Origin of the sequence: Mesorhizobium sp. WSM3859 (assembly GCF_002295065.1) — a bacterium.
Taxonomy (GTDB): domain Bacteria; phylum Pseudomonadota; class Alphaproteobacteria; order Rhizobiales; family Rhizobiaceae; genus Mesorhizobium.
Genome location: NZ_NSGG01000013.1, coordinates 99,086 through 118,269, shown reverse-complemented (window position 1 = coordinate 118,269; position 19,184 = coordinate 99,086). Strand labels below are relative to the sequence as shown.

The 19,184-nt window shown below is 65.2% G+C and carries 17 protein-coding genes and 1 pseudogene; 7 read left to right on the top strand and 11 right to left on the bottom strand.

Annotated features, from left to right (window positions below; translation table 11 throughout):
* The first annotated feature begins 55 nt into the window (after positions 1 to 55).
* The gene (locus CK230_RS24275) at positions 56 to 319 is read left to right on the top strand and encodes an Hpt domain-containing protein (RefSeq protein ID WP_245430045.1); all 264 of its coding nucleotides are present in this window, start codon (positions 56 to 58) and stop codon (positions 317 to 319) included.
* A gap of 30 nt (positions 320 to 349) precedes the next feature.
* Here CK230_RS24275 and CK230_RS24270 read toward each other — a convergent pair whose 3' ends face one another.
* From CK230_RS24270 to CK230_RS24220, 11 genes and pseudogenes are all read right to left on the bottom strand, one after another.
* Positions 350 to 1,780 carry a glycosyltransferase gene (locus tag CK230_RS24270; RefSeq protein WP_176480192.1) on the bottom strand — a complete coding sequence of 477 codons (1,431 nt, stop codon included), beginning with the start codon at positions 1,778 to 1,780 and terminating at the stop codon, positions 350 to 352.
* Positions 1,777 to 2,814: a HEAT repeat domain-containing protein gene (locus CK230_RS24265; RefSeq protein ID WP_095819664.1), complete on the bottom strand. Its 1,038-nt coding sequence runs from the start codon at positions 2,812 to 2,814 to the stop codon at positions 1,777 to 1,779. The genes CK230_RS24270 and CK230_RS24265 overlap by 4 nt, the downstream gene beginning before the upstream one ends.
* Before the next feature lie 2 nt (positions 2,815 to 2,816).
* On the bottom strand, positions 2,817 to 4,568 hold the full coding sequence (locus CK230_RS24260; RefSeq protein WP_095819663.1) for a YaiO family outer membrane beta-barrel protein: 1,752 nt from the start codon (positions 4,566 to 4,568) through the stop codon (positions 2,817 to 2,819).
* Complete coding sequence (locus CK230_RS24255) at positions 4,568 to 4,960, bottom strand: response regulator (RefSeq protein ID WP_095819662.1); 393 nt, start codon at positions 4,958 to 4,960, stop codon at positions 4,568 to 4,570. The genes CK230_RS24260 and CK230_RS24255 overlap by 1 nt, the downstream gene beginning before the upstream one ends.
* A 225-nt stretch (positions 4,961 to 5,185) precedes the next feature.
* On the bottom strand, positions 5,186 to 5,578 hold the full coding sequence (locus tag CK230_RS24250) for a response regulator (RefSeq protein ID WP_095819758.1): 393 nt from the start codon (positions 5,576 to 5,578) through the stop codon (positions 5,186 to 5,188).
* A gap of 5 nt (positions 5,579 to 5,583) precedes the next feature.
* Complete coding sequence (locus tag CK230_RS24245; RefSeq protein ID WP_095819661.1) at positions 5,584 to 8,022, bottom strand: ATP-binding protein; 2,439 nt, start codon at positions 8,020 to 8,022, stop codon at positions 5,584 to 5,586.
* A gap of 248 nt (positions 8,023 to 8,270) precedes the next feature.
* A pseudogene (locus CK230_RS24240) lies at positions 8,271 to 8,399 on the bottom strand (short-chain fatty acyl-CoA regulator family protein); the annotation flags it as partial.
* Positions 8,400 to 8,468: 69 nt separating this feature from the next.
* Entirely contained in the window at positions 8,469 to 9,569 is a 1,101-nt protein-coding gene (locus CK230_RS24235) for an alcohol dehydrogenase family protein (RefSeq protein WP_095819659.1), read from the bottom strand.
* Between the two features lie 22 nt (positions 9,570 to 9,591).
* Positions 9,592 to 10,971, bottom strand: coding sequence for an aspartate aminotransferase family protein (locus tag CK230_RS24230; RefSeq protein ID WP_095819658.1), 1,380 nt, complete (start codon positions 10,969 to 10,971; stop codon positions 9,592 to 9,594).
* 36 nt (positions 10,972 to 11,007) lie between these two features.
* On the bottom strand, positions 11,008 to 12,501 hold the full coding sequence (locus tag CK230_RS24225; RefSeq protein WP_095819657.1) for an NAD-dependent succinate-semialdehyde dehydrogenase: 1,494 nt from the start codon (positions 12,499 to 12,501) through the stop codon (positions 11,008 to 11,010).
* 418 nt (positions 12,502 to 12,919) lie between these two features.
* The gene (locus CK230_RS24220) at positions 12,920 to 13,411 is read right to left on the bottom strand and encodes an Lrp/AsnC family transcriptional regulator (protein WP_095819656.1); all 492 of its coding nucleotides are present in this window, start codon (positions 13,409 to 13,411) and stop codon (positions 12,920 to 12,922) included.
* Between the two features lie 83 nt (positions 13,412 to 13,494).
* Here CK230_RS24220 and CK230_RS24215 point away from each other — a divergent pair, with 83 nt between their 5' ends.
* From CK230_RS24215 to eutA, 6 genes are all read left to right on the top strand, one after another.
* Positions 13,495 to 14,880 carry a PLP-dependent aminotransferase family protein gene (locus CK230_RS24215; protein ID WP_095819655.1) on the top strand — a complete coding sequence of 462 codons (1,386 nt, stop codon included), beginning with the start codon at positions 13,495 to 13,497 and terminating at the stop codon, positions 14,878 to 14,880.
* A 136-nt stretch (positions 14,881 to 15,016) separates the two neighbouring features.
* On the top strand, positions 15,017 to 15,802 hold the full coding sequence (gene ehuA, locus CK230_RS24210) for an ectoine/hydroxyectoine ABC transporter ATP-binding protein EhuA (RefSeq protein ID WP_095819654.1): 786 nt from the start codon (positions 15,017 to 15,019) through the stop codon (positions 15,800 to 15,802).
* A 75-nt stretch (positions 15,803 to 15,877) separates the two neighbouring features.
* A complete protein-coding gene (gene ehuB, locus CK230_RS24205) occupies positions 15,878 to 16,729 on the top strand; it encodes an ectoine/hydroxyectoine ABC transporter substrate-binding protein EhuB (RefSeq protein WP_095819653.1) in 852 nt (283 codons plus the stop codon).
* A 190-nt stretch (positions 16,730 to 16,919) separates the two neighbouring features.
* Positions 16,920 to 17,579 carry an ectoine/hydroxyectoine ABC transporter permease subunit EhuC gene (gene ehuC / locus CK230_RS24200; protein ID WP_095819652.1) on the top strand — a complete coding sequence of 220 codons (660 nt, stop codon included), beginning with the start codon at positions 16,920 to 16,922 and terminating at the stop codon, positions 17,577 to 17,579.
* Positions 17,579 to 18,238, top strand: a complete 660-nt coding sequence (ehuD, locus tag CK230_RS24195; RefSeq protein WP_095819651.1) for an ectoine/hydroxyectoine ABC transporter permease subunit EhuD — start codon at positions 17,579 to 17,581, stop codon at positions 18,236 to 18,238. The genes ehuC and ehuD overlap by 1 nt, the downstream gene beginning before the upstream one ends.
* A 5-nt stretch (positions 18,239 to 18,243) precedes the next feature.
* Positions 18,244 to 19,020 (top strand): ectoine utilization protein EutA, encoded by a 777-nt coding sequence (gene eutA / locus CK230_RS24190; RefSeq protein WP_095819757.1) that lies wholly within the window; start codon positions 18,244 to 18,246, stop codon positions 19,018 to 19,020.
* The last annotated feature ends 164 nt before the right edge of the window (positions 19,021 to 19,184 follow it).

The window sequence follows — 19,184 nt, the reverse complement described above, 5'->3', positions numbered from 1 at the left end:
TAGGCCCATAGCTATCCTGGAGAGCGCGCCAATCGCAAACGATCCCTTCGCCCCGTTGCGGCAACGCTTCCTGATCCGGTGTGCCGGTCAGCTGGAGGAGTTGAAGGCCGTCGCTTGTCAAAGCAGCCCCCTGCCCGGCAGTGATCCCCTGATCAAGATCGCGCATTCGCTGGCGGGAGCGGCCGGAACGTTCGGCTTTGCGGAGATCAGCGCGCGGGCGTCGGCGCTGGAGACGCTGCTCATCGAGCAAGCGGATGGCTCGACCGTCCGCGCGGGGCTCGATGCCTTGATCGGGGAGATCGAGCGGACGCTGGCGTGACATGGGCTGGCCTGACGCCGGCGGTCGGGCTCACTTCTTACCAGCGCCGCCAAGGCCGGTCCTGGTCATTTCGCCCCAACCCTGGTTGCCGCGCAAGAATTGCCACCAGCCTTTCACCCGCCAGAAATTGTTCAGCTGGCGGTAGCCGAAATTCTCGATCACGGCGGCCACCGTAAGCACCGCGAGGTCCCTGGCGCGCGGAAAGCGCTGCAGCTCGGCTTCCTCGAGGATCAGCGAGCAGACGCTGACACAGACGCCATAGGTGAAGATGAGTGCGGTGAAGGCCAGGAGGTATTCGGCCGACAGGATACCGAGCAGCCAGAAGGCCGGGATCAGGATATAGCCCAGCACCTCCGCCACCGGTCCCAGCACATCGACGATCAGGATGTGGCCGAAGCCGAGGAAGCCGACGCGGCCATAGCGCGGGTTGAACAGCATCGAGCGGTAGCGGAAGAAACATTCGAGCGCGCCGCGCTGCCAGCGCGAGCGCTGGCGGGCCAGCACGCTCAGCGTTTCCGGCGCCTCGGTCCAGCACACCGGCTCGGGAATGAACTGAATGCGATATTTGCGTCCTTTGTCCCGCATATGGCGGTGCAGCTTGATGACGATGTCGAGGTCCTCTCCCATCGAGCCCTTGGTGAAGCCGCCCACCGCCACCGCTTCGGCGCGGCGGAACATGCCAAAGGCACCGGACACCAGCATCAGCGTGTTTATGCTGCTCCAGGCCAGTCGCGCCATCAAGAACGCCCTGAGATATTCGACCACCTGGAACAAAGGCAGCAGGCGGCGCGGCAAATGGATCTCGCGCACCCTGCCCGCCTCGATCCTCGAACCGTTGGCGATGCGGATCGTGCCGCCAACGGCGATGGTGCGCTCCGGGTCGTCGATGAAAGGCTGGGCGGCGCGCATCAGGGCATCGGGCTCGAGGATGGAGTCGCCGTCGATGACGCAAAAGAGCGGCGCGCGGCAGACATTGATGCCGGCGTTCTGGGCATCGGCCTTGCCGCCATTTTCCTTATCGACCACGAACAGCCGTTCGGTCATCGGCGAGGAATAGAGGCCGCGGATCGGCTGGTGGGCAAGCGCCTCCTCGTAAGGCCGCTGGAACTTCACCAGCCTGAAGGCTTCGATCAGGCGCTGCAGCGTGTCGTCCTTCGAGCCGTCATTGATCACGACCACCTCGAAATTCGGATATTCGAGAGCCAGCATCGAGTGCACGCTCTCGACCACATTCAACGCCTCGTTATAGGCAGGCACCAGCAGCGCGATCGGCGGCGCGACGTCACCATAGCGCTGCCACAACAGCGCCGAGCGCGCCACGGGCGGGCGCTTGGACAGCGCATAGCCGGCGACGACGAGCTGCAGGAGGTAGATCGTCGTCTGCGCCAGCCCTGCGCCGATGATGAACCAGGACAGGATGGTGGCGGCCAGAACGACCTCGTGGCTCCAGTCAGCGATCATAGGGCCGGCCCCTCGGCAAGAATGAGCGAGGCGGTGCGCTGGCTGCGCGAGACTTCCGCCGAAGCGATCTCTCGCAACAGCCGCTCTCCCGGCTGGCCGAAGGAGCGCAGCGCGTTGGCGGCGGCGTAGCGCACGGTCCAGAACTCGTCGTCCATCAGCCTGGAAAGCGGCGCGGCGAGCTCGGGCAGGCCGAGGCGGCCCGCGGATTCGGCGGCGGCGGCGCGCACGTCCCAGTCGTCGTTGGCCATGGCGCGCTTCAGGATCGCCGGCGCCTCGGCGTGCCCCGTCAGGCCCAGCGCCCGCACCGAGGCGGCGACAACCTCGGGCGCTGCATCGCCGGCCAGGTTGGCGAAGAAATCGGCGAAGCCGAAGCCGCCAGCGTGGGCAAGCGCGTCGATCGCGGCCGCCCTGATGAAGGGCGAGGCGTCCACCCGGGATGCGTGGACCGCAAGCTCGTTGAAGCGCGAGCGTGGAAAGCGCCTGAACAGCTCGATCAGGCGCCGCGAGCGCTGCCCCGCCACGCCGATAAAATCCAGCGCGGTGCCGAGCAGGGGCAGGCTGCCTAGATCGCAGAGCGCGATGGCCGCCGCGATCCTCACTTCGCGCGAACGGTCCTGAGTGAGCGCCGTTAGCAGGCTTGCCGACGCGTCCTCCGAACCCAGCGCCGCCAGCATCTCCGCCGCGTGGATGCGCTCGGCGACGTTGCCTTTCCGGAGCTGCCTGCCGACGCGGTCCGGCAGTCCGCATTCGATGAAGGCGACAAGCGCGTCGTCCCTCTCCTCGCCGCGCAGCAGCGAAATGAACTCGAAGCCGGCATCGATGACCACGCCGGCCGGCACGCCAAGTACCGTCGCCTTCAACGCCTCGCGATCGCGGTTTTCGGTGAAGGCGATCAACGCGGTCAGCAATTGGCGCCGCTGGTCGGCCGCCGCCCTGGCCCGGCGCTCCTGCAGCAGGCGGCGCGCGATCAGGAACAGCATGATCACCAGGGAGAGGGCGCTCAGCAGTATCGACAGGTCCCAGATGTACCACATGGTCAGAACCGCGCCGTCAGGCCGAGGCCGAAAATGTTGCGGTCGAAGGTCGGGCGTTCTTCATGCGCGATGCTGGTGCGCAGCGTCAAAGGATCGCTGACGTCGAATGAAATGCCGCCGAAGACGGTGCGCGTCGGCACCAGCGCGCCGTCGTCGATCTCGGGAGCGTCGGCATAGCCGGCGAAGACGTTGAAGCGAGGCGTCACCGCAAGGTCGGCGCGGAGCACATAGCCGTCGGCGCGGGTGCCGATATCGTCCTCGGCATGCACCCAGCGGGCGGAGAGACCCAGGCGGCCGTCGAGGATATAGGCCTGCACCCAAGGCTGGATGCTGGTCACGCTTGTATCGGCGAAATTGTCGTAGCGGGTGTCGATGTTGAGCGAGAGCGGGCCGAACGCCTTTGCCGGCGTCACGACCTGCCAGGACGCGCCGGCGCCGATCGAATAGCGCGCCAGGAAGTCGGCATCCGGCGTCACTGCCGCGAGCGCATAGGCGGAGAAGGCCGGTGTGAAGGCCTGGTCGATGCGGCCTTCGATCTGGATATCGGTGCGGCCGAAGCGAGTCGCCACGCGGGTGTGGCCGGAAATCGTCGTGCGCGGCGACAGCCGGTAGGCAAGCCCGGCCGAACTGTCGGTCCAGTCGCCCAGCCCATTGGTGAGATCGCTGACCTCGCTGCCGAGGTCGAGCCGCCATTTGCGCGGTGGCGCGACGGCCAGCCTCTGCTCGATGTCGGCGGAGCCGGGCTCGATGGCCAGCGCCTGATGATAGGCCTGCCGCGCGGCCTCGTCGTCGCCCTCGGCCCGGCGCACATCGCCGATCCCCACCAGTGCCTCGGCATCGTTCGGCTCAACCGCCAGCGCGCGCTGGAATGACTGGGCGCCCCGCGTGTAGTCGCTCTCCAGCAGGGCGATCCTTCCGTCGAGATCGAGCGCCTCGACATTGTCAGGCGCGCTCGCCAGCACGCCGTCGATCAGCGCTCGGGCGCGCGGCGTATCGCCTTGCCAGATCGCCAGGCGCACCTTGCCCAGCCTGGCATCGAGAAGGCCGGGCTCGATGGCCAGCGCCCGGTCGAAGAAGTGCCCGGCTTCGTCGAAGCGCCGGCTGGAGCCGACGACAAGGCCAAGCGCGACCAGGATGTCGGTGTTTTTCGGCGACAGCTTCAGGGCGCGGCGATAGACCTTTTCCGCCTCGGGCAGCTTTCCTTCTGTCCGCAAGCGCCTGCCCTCTTCCATCAGGCCAAGAACGGGATCGGGCCGGCGATGCGGTTTCTTCACCGCCGCCGGTACTGCGGCAACCGCTTTAGGTTTGCTGACGGCTGCCTGCTTCGCCTTGCGGATGTTCTCGACAAGGGCTGCGGCGTCGGTATTGGCCGGATCGACCTTTGCGACGGTTTCGGCCAGCGGCAGCGCGACATCCAGATTACCGGAGCGGTATTCGACCTCGGCCATGCCGAAGGTGGCATCCCTGTAGTTCGGAGCCAGCGAAAGCGCCTTGGAAAAAGCATCGCGCGCCGCCGGAAGGTCGTTGCGGCCGAGCTCGGCGAAGCCCAGCTGGACCAGCGCGTCGGTATTGTCGGGTTTCAGCGCCAGCACACGCTTCAAGAGGTCGGCGGCCTCATCGAAATGCTGCGCTTGCCTCGCCTTGACGGCCGAGGCGTAGAGCTCGTCGACCGTCTGCGCCAGCGCCCCGCGCGGAACGGCGGCGACAGCCAGGATCAGGCATGCGGCGAAGCTGAGGCGCCGGCCACGCCGCATCAGCGCTTCCCGCTCTTGCGGGCGATGAGACGCGCCAGCCGGGCCAAAAGCTCCTCGGGAATGAACGGCTTCACCAGATAGTCGTCGGCGCCCTTGTCCAAGGCCGAGACAATGTCCTTTTGGGCCTTACGGGCAGTCAGCATGACGACCGGCGTATCGGACAAAGCCGGGTCGCCCTTGATGCGCGCCAGCACTTCAAGGCCGTCGGCCTTCGGCATCATCGCGTCGAGCACGACGACGTCGGGGGCGTCCTGCTGCGCCTTCTCCAGCGCCTCCGCCCCGTCGACCGCCTTGATGACCTCGTATCCCTTCGCCCTCAGCCTGAATTCCATCAGCTCGAGCAGCAACGGGTCATCATCGCAGATCAGAACTCTTGCCTTCGCTCCATCCACCAGTCCTGCTCCGGTTCCGTCGCCCCCCGGAGTGATCACCCATGGACCTGCATCCGCCAAATGCGTTCCATGCGAACGAGACCGCGCAAATCATAGATAAAGCCGATTCGCGCCAGTCGCATTTCGATGCAATCAGTAGATGAATATCGGCGCATGGTATAGGAGGGGTAAACACCAGGCAGGGGCTTGCCGACAGGCTTTTTGCCTCTGGCGGCGCTCTCCCGGCTAGGCCACCGGACCGCCGGCGCGCGAAGCAAGCAGCTTCTTCACGTCACCGGCAAGCGCCATTGGGTCGAAGGGCTTGGCGATGACGCCCACCGCGCCCATGGCGAGATAGCGTTCGACCTCATGCGTCTGGGTGCGCGCGGTGATGAACACCACGGGTATCGACGCCGTCGGCGGCGAAGCGGCCAGGCGCTTGAGCGTCTCCGGCCCGTCCATGTCCGGCATCATCACGTCGAGCAGAATGAGGTCGGGCCGCCATGCTGCCGCATCGACCAACGCCGCTGAGCCCGAAGCGCAGGACCGCACCTCGAACTCCGGCTCAAGCTCCAGCGACATCTGAGCGATTTCGCGGATGTCGTCCTCGTCGTCCACATAGAGGATTCTTGCCGGCATGAGGGTCACTCCTTGGCTTGCGCGCTGGCTCCCGCGCCGTCGAGGGCCGAAGCCAACATGTTCCTGACCAGCTTCGCGACGTCGATCTCCGACGCTTTGGTCTTGGTCATGATCGCCTGGACCCGATCCCCCAGCTTGTCGTCCAGTTCCGCCGCCGAGAACACGATGACCCCTGTTTCGAGCGGCAGATTGGCAAGCAGGTCCAGCCCCGATCCGTCTGGCAGCGCGATGTCCAGGATGACCAGATCGAAGCGATGGTTCGCGATCGCCTGCTGCGCGTCCTTCAGCGTTTTCGCCGAGGTGATCGAGACGCCGGAACCCAGCCCCTCCGACATCACCGCAAGCACACCCTCGTCGTCCTCGACATGCAGAATCCGCGGCTTCGGCTCGACCCGGCGGCCGGCGATCTTGGCGAGAGCGGCGTGAAGCCGTTTCGGATCCACCGGCTTCTCCAGCCAGTCGACGATGCCGATGGCGCTGCCGTTCAGCGAACGCCTGGCCTCATCCGCGACGGCCGAGATGACGATGACCGAAATGTCGGAATTCACCGGCGACGCCCTGATGTCGTGGAAGAGCTTGATGCCGGATTCCCCCGCCAGCTTGATGTCGAGCGTCAGCGCCACGTAATCGCGCGAGCCCAGCAGCGCCTTGGCGGTGTCGATGTCGGGGGCGACGTCGCTGGAAAAGCCTTCCGCGTCCAGAAGCGCCGCGATCACCGCGGCGACATCGGGCTCGTCCTCGCAGATCAGGACACGCAGGCGGCCATCGCGCTTGCGCGCCCGACGCTCGACAAAGACCGGTTTCGCCTCTTGCCTCTGCGCTTCGGCGAGGTCGACATGAAACGAAGTGCCCTTGCCTTCCTCTGTCTCGAAGGAAACGGCGCCACCCAGCTTCTCGACAATGGCCCTGACGATGCTCAAGCCGAGGCCGGTGCCGCCCTTCCTGCGGGTGCTGGACGCGTCGGCCTGCTCGAACTTGCCGAATATGCGGCTGCGGAACGCTTCGGGAATGCCCGCGCCCTGGTCGATCACGGAGATGCGCAGCATGCCGCTGTCGCGGCGCTGCAGCTTCACCATGACGGTGCCGCCGTGATCGGAGAACTTGATCGCGTTCGACAGGAGGTTCGCCATCACCTGGTGCAGGCGGTCCGGGTCGATATTGGCCTCGGCGCGCGGCGCATCGTCGACCAGGACGATGCGGATCCTGCTCTCGGCCATGTAGTTGGAACTGGCGGCGATGGCCTGCTCCAGGACGGGCCGCAGGGGCATCTGCTTGATCTTGAAGCTGATGACGCCCGATTCGATCTTCTCCATATCGAGGATGTCGTTGATGAGAAGAACCAGCCTTTCGCTGTTGTTGTGGGCGATGTTGACGAGATTGGCGGCCTTGGCCGGCAATTCGCCCACGACGCCGGCCGCGATCAGGCCGAGCGAGCCGCGGATCGACGTCAGCGGCGTGCGCAGCTCATGGCTGACCGTCGAGATGAAGTCGTTCTTGAGCTGGGCGTTCCGCTTCTGCTCGGTGATGTCGCGGTTATAGGTGATGACGCCGACGATCTTGCCGGTCTCGTCGCGGAAGGGGGCCTTCAAGGTGTAAAGCCAGCCCTGCCTGCCGTCCGGGAATTGCGTGGGCTGGTCGATGCGCAACGTCTGCCCGGCTTCAAGCGCACCCATTTCGTCCTGCCTGTAGCGCTCCGCCACGTCCTTGGGATAGAAATCGAAATCCGTCTTGCCGACGAGGTCCTCGACCGAGGCGGCGCTCACCATTTCGGCGGTGGCGGGATTGGCGGCGATGAAGCGGCCCTCGACATCCTTTATGTTCAGGCAATCCGGCAGCGCGCGAACCATGGCCCCGTAGATCATATTGGACATGGCGAGATCGCGCCGCCGCTGCTGCCGGTCCAGCAGCACGGCGATGATGAAGGTGCCGACGAAGCGGAACACGAGGGACGGGAGCGTGCTCTGCTGCGCCAGCCCGGCGAATTGCGCGGGAATGATCACGAGCACGATCAGCCCGGCGAGCGACACCGACACGCCGAGGCCGAGTATGTCGAACATGGTGCGCGAGCGGACCGCGACGATGTGGTGCCAGGCCAGGCCGACGACGGCGGTGATCAGAATGCCCATGACGCCGGCGGCCGCACCTTGCCCGCCGAGATAGAGCCGATAGGCGATGGAGCCGGCGGTGGCGATGACCATTGCCGGCCATCCGCCGAAGAACGCGGCAGCGCCAATAAAGGCGGCGCGCAGATCAATGACGAAGCCGGAGATCGACAGGGCGGTCGCCATGGACATGATGGAGCCCATGCACATGACCAGGCCGAGAAGCAGCGACTGTATCCGCCGCGGCAGACGCCCGGTGAAATCCGCCACAAGGTCCCAGGCGACGACCAGGATGGAGACAAGGGCAAGATTGGCGAGAAGTGAGTGCCAGATCTCGGTCATGACTTTCCGGCTCCTTTTTCAGACCAATACCGGCAAAACCTATCCGAGGTCTAAACGCCGCGCGCCTGCCTAATGCGTGTCGCCAGAAGTGTGCTGCGGTTCTGGGACAACGACATGCATCAAAACAAAGACTTAAAGCGCGTCGCCTGAATCCGGTTCAGCGCGACGCGCCTTAAGGCCTCCATGGGAGACCTCGGCTCACCAACGTGGTTAATCACCGTCCTTCTCTTCCGGCGCAGGTTCGGCGCCTACGTTATCGCGTATCGCAGGACGGTACGCATGTCGGGATCGGCGCGCAGGCGCCGCTTGAGCGGTGGCACGGCGCGCTGACCCCAATTCAACCGCTCGCAGATGCGGCAGGAGATGCCGATCGGCTGGAAGGCGACCCGACCAGGTTCGAGGGCGGCGCGATCGACGGCTGACCGTGCCGGGCGCTCCTTCCAGGGTCAGGCGCCACTCCACATTGCGTCCGGCACCACCACCAGCTTGCCGACGAAGTCCTTGCCCATGAAGTCGGTCTGGGCGCGGTGGAAGTCGGACAGCTTGTAGACGCCGCCGACCAGCGGCTTGATCTTCTTTTCCTCGATGTAGCGGACGATGCGGCGGAAGTCGGCACGCGTGCCCTGGCTGGAGCCGTGGAGCTCGAGTTGCTTCAGATACATGGTGCGAAGATCGAGCTGTACGACCGGGCCGGCGATCGCTCCTGCTGTTGTGTAGCGGCCCTCGGGCCGCAGGACGCGCAAAAGATCGTTGAAGATGGCGCCGCCGACGAGGTCGGCCACCACGTCGATGGGCTGGCCGCCGGTCGCTTCGTTGACGGCGGCGGGCAGGTCGGCCACGCCGCGCGTGATCACCTTCTCGGCGCCGATGTCGAGCACGGCCTGTTCCTTGCCCTTGCCGACGAGGGCATAGGGGATGGCGCCGCGCGCCCGTGCCAGTTGCACAATGCCCGAGCCGACGCCGCCCGAGGCGCCGGTGATCAGGACGCGCTCGCCCGCCTTCAGCTCCGCGCGTTCAAGCATCTGCTCGCCGGTAAGGTAGGCGCAGCAGAAAGTGGCGAGCTCGACATCCGTCAACCCGGTGTCGACGACATGCGCGTTCTCGGCCGGCAGCGCCTGGTACTCGGCATAACCGCCGTCGCGGCCATGGCCCATATAGTCGATGTCGGCCAGAGAATCGTCGTCGCGGTTGTAGATCGAGAAGTCGACCATGACGCGCTCACCGATGCGATTGGAGGACACGCCGTCGCCGACGGCGACGATGGTGCCAACGGTGTCGCTGCCCTGAATGCGCGGGAAGGTCAGCGTGTTGCCTTGCCGGCGCCAGGTCGACACGGCGGCCGCGTCTTCCTCCGTGCCATAGGCGCCCTGACGCACCCAGACATCGGTGTTGTTCATGCCGCAAGCGCTGACCTTGACCAGCACCTCGCCGGCGGCAGGTGCGGGCACTTTCACATCGGTGCGGTAGACGAGCTTCTCCAGGCCGCCATGGCCGGTAAGCTGCACGGCGGCCATGGTGGCGGGGATGGTTCTGGTCATGGCATTCATGTCGCTTCTCAGATGTCGCTTCTCAGATGCTGGCACACACGCCGTTCACCGCGTCGGCGGTCTTGGCGACGATGATGTCGGCCTCCTCACGCGTCAGGCAGAGCGGGGGCGCGAAGCCGAGGATGTCGCCCTGCGGCATGGCGCGGCCGATGACGCCGCTGGCGGCCAGCACGGTCGCGATCTGCGGCCCGACCTTCAGCGCCGGATCGAAGAAGACGCGGTCGTCGCGGTCCTTGACGAACTCGACTGCGGCCAGCATGCCGTCGCCGCGCACCTCGCCGACATTTTTGTGGCCGCCGACGGCCTTGGCGAGCTCTGCGCGAAAGTAAGCGCCGGTCTCGCCGGCGTTCTTCACCAGGTCCATCTCGTCGATCAGTTCGAGATTGGCCACACCCGCGGCAACGCAGATCGGGTGCGCCGAATAGGTCCAGCCGTGGCCAAGCGAGCCCAGCTTGTCGGAGCCCTTGACCAGCACCTGCCAGACCTTGTCGGAGACGATGACGCCGGAGAGCGGCGCGTAAGCCGAGGTCAGGCCCTTGGCGATGGTAATCAGGTCCGGCTTGATGCCGTAATGGTCGGAACCGAACATGGTGCCGAGACGGCCGAAACCAGTCACCACCTCGTCGGCGACGAGCAGCACGTCATATTTGTTCAGCACGGCCTGGATTTTTTGCCAGTAGCCGGCCGGCGGCGGCACGATGCCGCCGGTGCCGAGGATCGGCTCGCCGATGAAGGCCGCCACCGTGTCCGGGCCTTCGACGAGGATCATCTCCTCGAGCTTGTCGGCGCAATATTGCGAGAACTGCTCCTCGCTCATCGAACGGTCGGCGCGGCGGAAGTAATAGGGCGCCTCGGTGTGCAGGATCGGCGCGCGCGGCAGGTCGAAGGCGTTGTGGAACAGCTCCAGCCCGGTCAGCGAGCCGGTCATCACGCCTGAGCCGTGATAGCCGCGCCAGCGCGAGATGATCTTCTTCTTCTCCGGCCGTCCAAGGACGTTGTTGTAATACCAGATCAGCTTGATGTTGGTCTCGTTGGCATCGGAGCCGGAGAGGCCGAAATAGACACGGCTCATGCCCTTCGGCGCGCGGTCGATGATCATCTTGGCAAGCGTGATCGAGGCCTCGGTGCCGTGGCCCACATAGGCGTGGTAGTAGGCGAGGTTCTTCGCTTGGCTTGCGATGGCGTCGGCGATCTTCTGGCGGCCATAGCCGACATTGACGCAATAGAGGCCGGCGAAGGCGTCGATGCTCTTCCTGCCGGTGCTGTCCCACACGGTGACGCCTTCGCCGCCGGCCATGATCCTGGCTGGTGACTCACCCCGCGCGTGCGTGCCCATATGCGTCGAGGGATGGAAGAAGTGATCGCGGTCCCAGGCGGAGAGTTCGTTGGACTGTTCGAGCATTTTTTGACTCCTGACGAGAATGAGGGCCTGCGCAGCTTAGGCTACATCGAGGCAGAGGTATTTGAGATCGGTGAAAGCTTCGAGTCCGTGGCGCGAGCCCTCGCGGCCGATGCCGGACTGCTTGACGCCGCCGAACGGGATCGGCGCGCCGGTGATCTTGACCCGGTTGATCGCGACCATGCCGTAGTCGAGCGCGCGGCCCATGCGCGCTTGCCGGGCGCCGTTCTCGGTCACGACATAGGCGACGAGGCCATATTCGGTGGAATTGGCGCGGGCGACGACCTCCGCCTCGTCGTCGAACGGCGTGACGGCTGCGACCGGGCCGAAGGTCTCTTCGCGCATCATCAGTGTTTCATCCGGCACATCGACGAGCAGCGTCGGCTGGTAGAACAGCGGGCCGGCGGCGTGACGCTTGCCGCCGGTCAGGCAACGGGCGCCGTGGGCGAGCGCATCGGCCACCTGCTCCTCCACCTTCTTGAGCGCGCGCTCATGCATCAGCGGCCCGATCTCGGCGTCCGCGGATAGCCCATTGCCAACGCGAAGCTTCTCGATGCGGCGCGCGAAAGCGGCGCAGAAGCGGTCGTAGATCGGCCGCTGGACATAGATGCGATTGGCGGCGAGACAATCCTGGCCGGAGGTGGCGAATTTGGCGTCGAGCGCGATGGTCACCGCCTTCTCGACGTCGGCGTCGTCGAAGACGATCAGCGGCGCGTGGCCGCCGAGCTCCATCACCAGCCGCTTCATGGTCGCAGCACTTTGCGCGGCGATCAGCCGGCCGACCTCGGTCGAGCCGGTGAAGCTCATCGCGCGGACCCTGGCGTCGGCGCACATCGCGCCGACGATCGTTCTCGCATCGCCGGTGACGACGTTGAAGACGCCGGCCGGCAGCCCGGCGCGCTCGCCGAGCTCGGCCAGCGCCAGAGCCGAGAGCGGCGTTTCGGAGGATGGATGCGCCACCACCGTGCAGCCGGCCGCCAAAGCTGCCGCGGCCTTGCGCGTGAGCATGGCCGACGGGAAATTCCAAGGCGTGACGATGCCAACCACACCGAGCGGCTCGCGGCGCACCGACATCTCGGCATTCGGCAGATGGCTGGTGACGCTCTCGGCGTTGAGGCGTTTTGCCTCCTCGGCATACCACTCGACGAAGGAAGCTGCGTAGTCGATCTCGCCCAGCGATTCCTTCAGCGGCTTGCCTTGTTCCAGGGTCATCAGCAGCGCCAGATCGTCCTTGGCGGCGATGATCAGATCGAACCATTTTCTTAAGGTTTTCGAGCGCTCCTGCGGTAGCAGCGCCCGCCAGGCGGTGAACGCGCGGGACGCGGCATCGATCGCCTTCGTCGTCTGGGCGGCGTCGAGCGCTGCCACAAAGGCGACAGTGGCGCCGGTCGCCGTATCGGTGACTTCAAAACTTGCGGCCGCCTCGCTCGCCGTCCAGTGGCCGTCGACATAGGCAAGCGCGCGAAGCAGGCGGCGATCGGCAAGGCGGTCGAGCGCTTCATGGTGGTTGGTGCGGGCAAAATGCGCGGACATCAGTCAGGTCTCCGGGTGCCAAGGCGATAGGGAGAGACTAGTCGCGCGATCGAGACAAAGAGGCTGTTTCGGCAAGCTGATAGAGAGAGATTGTCTCTATTCGACCGCAGACGTGGATGATCTCTCTAGCTCGACCGCCGACGGATGCCGCTAAGCCGCGAAAATTGGCCGAGTCACCTGAACTTCGTCATCCACGGGCGTAGCGACGCGAAGCGGAGCGAAGACCCGAGGATCCATTCCGTTACCTTGGCCGAAGGGTGTAGCGGTGCAGAATTCTGCACCGTAGAGGAGCTTTGATGTCACGGAATGGATCCTCGGGTCTGCGCCGCGTCGCTTCGCTCCTTGCTTCGCCCGTGGATGACGATGGCAGGGGCGTTTTCGCCCCATCTGCGGCCACACGATGTCGCTCGCATTCCGACTAGGACTGCTCCGGCAGCAGATCGGCCACCGGCAGCACAGTCTCATCCTTGACCGTCTTGGTGACGATGTAGGTGAAGTAGCGGTCGATGCCGATCTCGCGTTCGAGCAGGCTGTCGACCAGCCGCTGATAGGCATCGATGTCGCGCGCCATCACCTTCAGCACGTAGTCGACGCCGCCGCCGACCGACCAGCAGGCGACGATCTCCGGGATATCGCGCACCACCCGCTCGAAGCGGTCGAAATCCGCCTGACGGTGATTGGCCAGGGTCACCTCCATCAGCACGGTCGCCACCGGCGCGATGGCGCGCATGGCGATCGCGGCGTGATAGCCGGACACGATGCCGGCCTTTTCCATCTTGCGCAGCCGCATCCAGCACGGCGTTGGCGACAGGCCGACCTTCTCGGCCAGCGCCAGCTTGGTGATGCGCCCGTCGCGCTGGATGGCGTCGAGAATCCTGAGATCAATCGGGTCGAGCTTCGCTGCCGCCATGCGGTATCCGCCTTTCGTTCAGGACACCATGACGATGCATTATTTCGATTGTCAATTGCACTGATTTCGATCTCTAATAAGTCATGACATTATGGCAGCCTGATCCTGCTCTCATCCGCCGCCCGGCCTATCTCTCGCTGGCCGATCAGTTCGCGCGCGCGATCCATGACGGGCGGCTGGCCAATGGCACGCGGTTGCCGACGCATCGCCGGCTGGCGGACGACCTGAAACTTTCGGTGCAGACCGTCAGCCGCGCCTATGAGGAATTGATCCGCCGCGGGTTGATTTCCGGCGAGGTCGGCCGCGGCAGCTTCGTGCAGACGCAGCGCCGCGAGCCGGAGCCGCCCTACATCCCGGAGCGGCTGGGCGAGGTTATCGACCTCTCCATCCTGAAGCCGGTCTGCGAGCCGATGCATCTGGAGAAGATGAAGCAGGCGCTGGGGTGGCTCGCCGAGAACCTGCCGTCGAGCTCGGCGCTGTCGTTCCGGCCGAACATGGTTTTCCCTCGTCACCGCGCGGTGGCGGTCGAGTGGCTGAAGCTGTGCGGGCTGGAAGCATCGCCACAGAACATCAACCTAACCAACGGCGCCACCGCCGGCATGACGGTGGCGCTGATGAGCGTGGCGCCGCCCGGCTCGACGGTCGCCACCGAGGCGATCGGCCACCACACGCTGGTGCCGTTGGCCCGCTATCTCGGCTTCAACCTCGAAGGCCTGCCAATCGACGGCAACGGGCTGATCCCAGAGGCGCTCGACGAGGCCTGCCGCCTCTCGGACATCCGCGCCGTGTTTTTGCAGCCGTCGGTGATCAACCCGACGGCGACATTGATGGACGCTACCCGCCGCGAGCAGATCGCGGCGGTCGCCCGCAAGCACGACATCGCCATCATCGAGAACGACGTGCTCGGGCCGCTGGTCGAAGGCCGGCCGCCGGCGGTCGCCGCCTTTGCGCCGGAGCGCACGCTCTACGTCACCTCGTTCACCAAGATCACCGTGCCCGGCCTGCGCATCGGTTATCTGGCGGTGCCGGACCGCTATGTGGCCGCCGTCGCCAACCGCCACCTCGTCTCGAACTGGATGGCGACGCCGATGGTGGCGGAGATCGCCACGCGCTGGGTGAATGACGGCACGGCGATGGAACTGGTCAACTGGCAGCGCCAGGCGTTGAGGCGGCGCCAGGAGATCGCGGCGGAAGTCCTGGCGGGGGTCGATTATCGCATGCACCGCGACGGGCTGCATCTGTGGCTCGAGCTGCCGGGCGACCGCGCCGAGGAGAGTTTTGTTTCGCAAGCGCGCCTGCGCGGCGTGGCGATCGCGCCGGGCACCTCGTTCCGCATCGCCGACACGCCGTGGCGCCCTGCGGTGCGGATCTCGCTCGGATCGACCACCGAGGGGGAACTGCGGGCGGGCCTGAGCGTTGTCGCCAAGCTATTGCTCGGCGATCCGGAGCATCTGCTGCTCGCGATCTGATGCACAAGCCGAGCGCAGATTGCCCTGAAATTGTGCCGCGCCGGAAATATTGTCATGATATTATTTTCCTAATTGACATGATTTGACGCGTTTCGCATCGTTAAGGGCATAGGCCTCTCCAGAACGGGGAAATGGATTGCCCGCACCCATCATCAAGGTCGATGCGATTTCGAAGAGCTTCGGCACCTTCAAGGTGCTGGACGGGTTGTCGATGCAGGTGATGCCGGGCGAGAAGCTGGCGCTGATCGGTCCGTCCGGCTCGGGCAAGACGACGATCCTGCGCATCCTGATGACGCTGGAGAAGATCGACGGCGGCCATATCCAGGTCGATGGCGAGCAGCTCTACCACATGGAGCGCAACGGCCAGCTGCTGCCGGCCGACGAGCGGCACCTGGCCAGGATGCGCCAGAAGATCGGCATGGTCTTCCAGCTCTTCAATCTCTTCCCGCACAAATGCGTCATCGACAATGTGACGCTGGCGCCGATGCTGACCAAGGGCGTTGCCCGCGCCGCCGCCGAAAAGCGGGCGATGGAGCTGCTCGACATGGTGGGCCTCGCCGACAAGGCGAAGGCGATGCCGGCGCAGCTCTCCGGCGGCCAGAAGCAGCGCGTGGCGATCGCGCGCGCCCTGGCGCTGTCGCCCAAGATCATGCTGTTCGATGAGGTCACCTCGGCGCTCGATCCGGAGCTGGTCGAAGAAGTGCTCAACGTCATGCGCAAGCTGGCGGCCGAGACCGACATGACGATGCTTCTGGTCACCCACGAGATGGGCTTCGCCCACGACTTCGCCGACCGCGTGCTGTTCTTCGACCGCGGCAGGATCGTCGAGGAAGGCAAGCCCGACGAGATTTTCCGCCATCCCAAACAGGAAAGAACGCAGAGCTTCCTGAAGAAGATCATCGCGGCCGGACATCGCGTCTGACCGCAATGTAAAGCGGGCGGCCAAAGGTCGTCCCGGACCGAACAAACCAATAACAGAAACAAGGAGTTGGGAACGATGAAGAAACTTGGCATTCTGGCTGGCGTCGCCGGCCTCGCAGTGAGCACGATGTTGCTCGCCTCCGGCGCGCGTTCGGCCGACGATGCAAAGCTGGAGCAGCTCAAGCAGCAGGGCTTTGCCCGCGTCGCCATCGCCAACGAGCCGCCCTATACGGCGGTGGCCGCCGACGGCAAGGTTTCGGGCGCGGCGCCTGACGTGGCGCGCGAGATCTTCAAGCGCCTCGGCGTCAACGACATCGTCGCTTCCATCTCCGAATATGGCGCCATGATCCCCGGCCTGCAGGCCGGCCGCTTCGACGTCGTCACCGCCGGCCTGTTCATGAAGCCGGAGCGCTGTGCGGCGGTGGCCTATTCCGAGCCGGTGCTGTGCGATGCCGAGGCGATGCTGGTGAAGAAGGGCAATCCGAAGGGCTTCAAGAGCTACGAGGATATCGCCAAGGACAGTTCCGCGACGATCGGCGCGCCGGGCGGCGGTACCGAAGAGAAGCTGGCGCTGAACGCCGGCGTGCCGCGCGACCGCGTCATCGTCGTGCCGGACGGCCAGAGCGGCCTGAAGATGGTGCAGGACGGCCGCATCGACGCCTATTCGCTGCCGGTTCTGTCGATCAATGACCTGGTCAAGAAGGCCAACGACCCGAACCTCGAAGTGATCGCACCGGTGCAGGGTGCCCCGGTTTATTGCGACGGCGCCGCCTTCAAGAAGGGCGACGAGGCGCTGCGCGACGCCTATGACGTCGAGCTCGCCAAGCTGAAGAAGTCCGGCGAGTTCGCCAAGATCATCGAGCCCTACGGCTTCTCCGCCAAGGCGGCGATGTCGACGACCCGCGAGAAGCTCTGCGCGGCGAAGTAGGCGCACTTTTTCCTTCTCCCCGTTCACGGGGAGAAGGTGTCACGAAGTGACGGATGAGGGGCGGCGATAGCATTTGCAAGGTTCGCGCTGCCCCTCATCTGCCTGCCGGCATCTTCTCCCCGTTGAACGGGGAGAAGGGGCTGTGGCGGCCGCCTCGCTTAACGGCAAACGTAAGGACACTTCTAGTTTCATGACCCAGTGGTCCGGCTATCTCGGCCTGATATTGCAGGGAGCGCTTGTCACCATCGAGCTGACGCTGATGGGGTCGGTGCTTGCGCTGATCATGGCCTTCCTTGCCGGCATGGGGCGCGTGTCGCGCTTCTTCATCGTGCGGGCGATCGCCACGGCCTATATCGAGTTCTTCCGCGGCACGTCGATCTTCGTGCAGCTGTTCTGGGCCTATTTCGTGCTGCCTTTCGCCGGCCTGTCGCTGACGCCGTTGCAGGCTGGCGTGCTGGCGCTGGGCTTGAATGTCGGCGCCTATGCGGCGGAAGTGGTGCGCGGCGCCATCCTGTCGGTCGGCCGCGAGCAATATGAGGCCTGCACGGCGCTCAATCTCGGCCGCTGGCAAGGCATGCGCCACGTCATCCTGCCGCAGGCGCTGCTCGTCATGCTGCCGACCTTCGGCAACAATGCCATCGAGTTGCTCAAGGCGACGTCGGTCGTGTCGCTGATCTCGCTCGCCGACTTGACCTTCCAGGCGCAGGTGGTGCGCTCGCAGACCGGCAGCACGCTGATGCCCTTCCTGTCCGTGCTGATCATCTATTTCGCGCTGGCGCTGATCATCTCCTGGCGCGTGCGCACGCTGGAGCGCCGCATGGCGCGCGGCCTTGATGGAGTGCGCGTCTGATGGACTGGGATTGGAACTTCGTCTGGGAGATCATGCCGACCCTGATCCAGGGCGTGAAGATCACCATCCTGGCGACCATTCTGGGCTCGATCCTGGCGGCGATCGTAGGACTGGCCATCGCGTTGGCGCGGCGCTCGGAGAACCGGATCGTCGCGCGCAGCATCGGCTGGTTCGCCGAATTCATCCGCGGCACGCCGCTGCTGGTGCAACTCTATTTCATCTTCTACGTGCTGCCCGATATCGGCATCCTGTTGCCGCCGCTGGTGGCTGGCGTGATCGGGCTTGGCCTACACTACGGCACCTACACGGCCGAGGTCTATCGCGCCGGCATCGACAACGTCCCGCGCGGCCAGTGGGAGGCGGCCAAGGCCTGCAATCTCAATGGCCGCCACACCTGGACGCATATCATCCTGCCGCAGGCGATCCCGCCGATGATCCCTGCCCTGGCCAATTATTTCATCGCCATGTTCAAGGAGACGCCGCTGCTTTCGGCGATCACGGTGCTGGAATTGATGAACCAGGCGAAGAGCGTCGCCAACACCTACTACCGCTATATCGAGCCGATGACGCTGGTCGGCGTCTTCTTCCTCGTCATCAGCCTCTGCTCCGTCGTGCTGTTGCGCTGGCTGGAGCATCGCTACGGCAGGATCGAAAGATGAAAGTCATGAAAGCATTGCCCGAGATCCGCCTCGAAACGGTGCGCCCCGCGCTTGACGCGCGCGCGCTGCAAAAGCGCGTCGGGCTGATAGCGCTTGCGACCGACCACACCAGCGAGGTCGACTTCCGCCGCATGGTGGCGAGCGAGCGGATCGGTGTCTATGTCGCGCGCATTCCCTACGCCAATCCGACGACGCCGGCGAATCTGCGCAAGATGCAGCCGTCGCTCTCGGCGGGCGCGGCGCTGATCCTCCCGGACGAGACGCTCGACGCCATCTGTTATTCCTGCACCTCGGCCTCCGTGGTGATCGGCGACGCCGAGATCGAAACAGCCATCCAGGCGGCCAAGCCCGGTGTGCCCGTGGTCACGCCGCCGATGGCCGGCATGCGCGGGCTCAATGCTTTTGGGGTGAAGCGCATCAGCATTCTCACCCCCTACACCGTCGAGACCAGCCGGCCGATGGCCGCCTATTTCGCGGCGCATGGCTTCGACATCCAGAGCTTCACCTGCCTCGGCTTCGAGGACGACCGCGAGATGGCGCGCATCACCCCCGCTTCCCTCGTCGAGATGGCGCGCAAGGTCACGCATCCACAGGCCGATGCGCTGTTCGTCTCCTGCACCGCGCTACGCGCCGCGCTCGCGGTGCCGAGCATGGAAGAGGCGATCGGGCGTCCGGTCGTCACCAGCAACCAGGCCAGCGCCTGGAACTGCCTGCGGCTCTGCGGCGACGAGACGCCGCGACCGGAGTTCGGCCGGCTGTGGACGAAGCCGCTGGCGCAGTAAAAATTATGTCCTGCGTACAAAAGCGACCCCTTCTGGCCTGCCGGCCATCTCCCCCTCAAGGGGGGAGATTAGCTGCTCTTACGCTTTCGCCAATCGTCGACGTTGCAGGAAGAGTGACAGTGTCGAAGCCGCGGATCTCCCCCCTTGAGGGGGAGATGGCCGGC

Coding starts and splice junctions, on each gene's coding strand:
- CK230_RS24270 (WP_176480192.1), bottom strand. CDS start 1,780: ATGATCGCTGACTGGAGCCACGAGGTCGTTCTGGCCGCCACCATCCTG.
- CK230_RS24265 (WP_095819664.1), bottom strand. CDS start 2,814: ATGTGGTACATCTGGGACCTGTCGATACTGCTGAGCGCCCTCTCCCTG.
- CK230_RS24260 (WP_095819663.1), bottom strand. CDS start 4,568: ATGCGGCGTGGCCGGCGCCTCAGCTTCGCCGCATGCCTGATCCTGGCT.
- CK230_RS24250 (WP_095819758.1), bottom strand. CDS start 5,578: ATGCCGGCAAGAATCCTCTATGTGGACGACGAGGACGACATCCGCGAA.
- CK230_RS24245 (WP_095819661.1), bottom strand. CDS start 8,022: ATGACCGAGATCTGGCACTCACTTCTCGCCAATCTTGCCCTTGTCTCC.
- CK230_RS24235 (WP_095819659.1), bottom strand. CDS start 9,569: ATGAATGCCATGACCAGAACCATCCCCGCCACCATGGCCGCCGTGCAG.
- CK230_RS24230 (WP_095819658.1), bottom strand. CDS start 10,971: ATGCTCGAACAGTCCAACGAACTCTCCGCCTGGGACCGCGATCACTTC.
- CK230_RS24225 (WP_095819657.1), bottom strand. CDS start 12,501: ATGTCCGCGCATTTTGCCCGCACCAACCACCATGAAGCGCTCGACCGC.
- CK230_RS24220 (WP_095819656.1), bottom strand. CDS start 13,411: ATGGCGGCAGCGAAGCTCGACCCGATTGATCTCAGGATTCTCGACGCC.
- CK230_RS24215 (WP_095819655.1), top strand. CDS start 13,495: ATGACATTATGGCAGCCTGATCCTGCTCTCATCCGCCGCCCGGCCTAT.
- ehuB (WP_095819653.1), top strand. CDS start 15,878: ATGAAGAAACTTGGCATTCTGGCTGGCGTCGCCGGCCTCGCAGTGAGC.
- ehuC (WP_095819652.1), top strand. CDS start 16,920: ATGACCCAGTGGTCCGGCTATCTCGGCCTGATATTGCAGGGAGCGCTT.
- ehuD (WP_095819651.1), top strand. CDS start 17,579: ATGGACTGGGATTGGAACTTCGTCTGGGAGATCATGCCGACCCTGATC.
- eutA (WP_095819757.1), top strand. CDS start 18,244: ATGAAAGCATTGCCCGAGATCCGCCTCGAAACGGTGCGCCCCGCGCTT.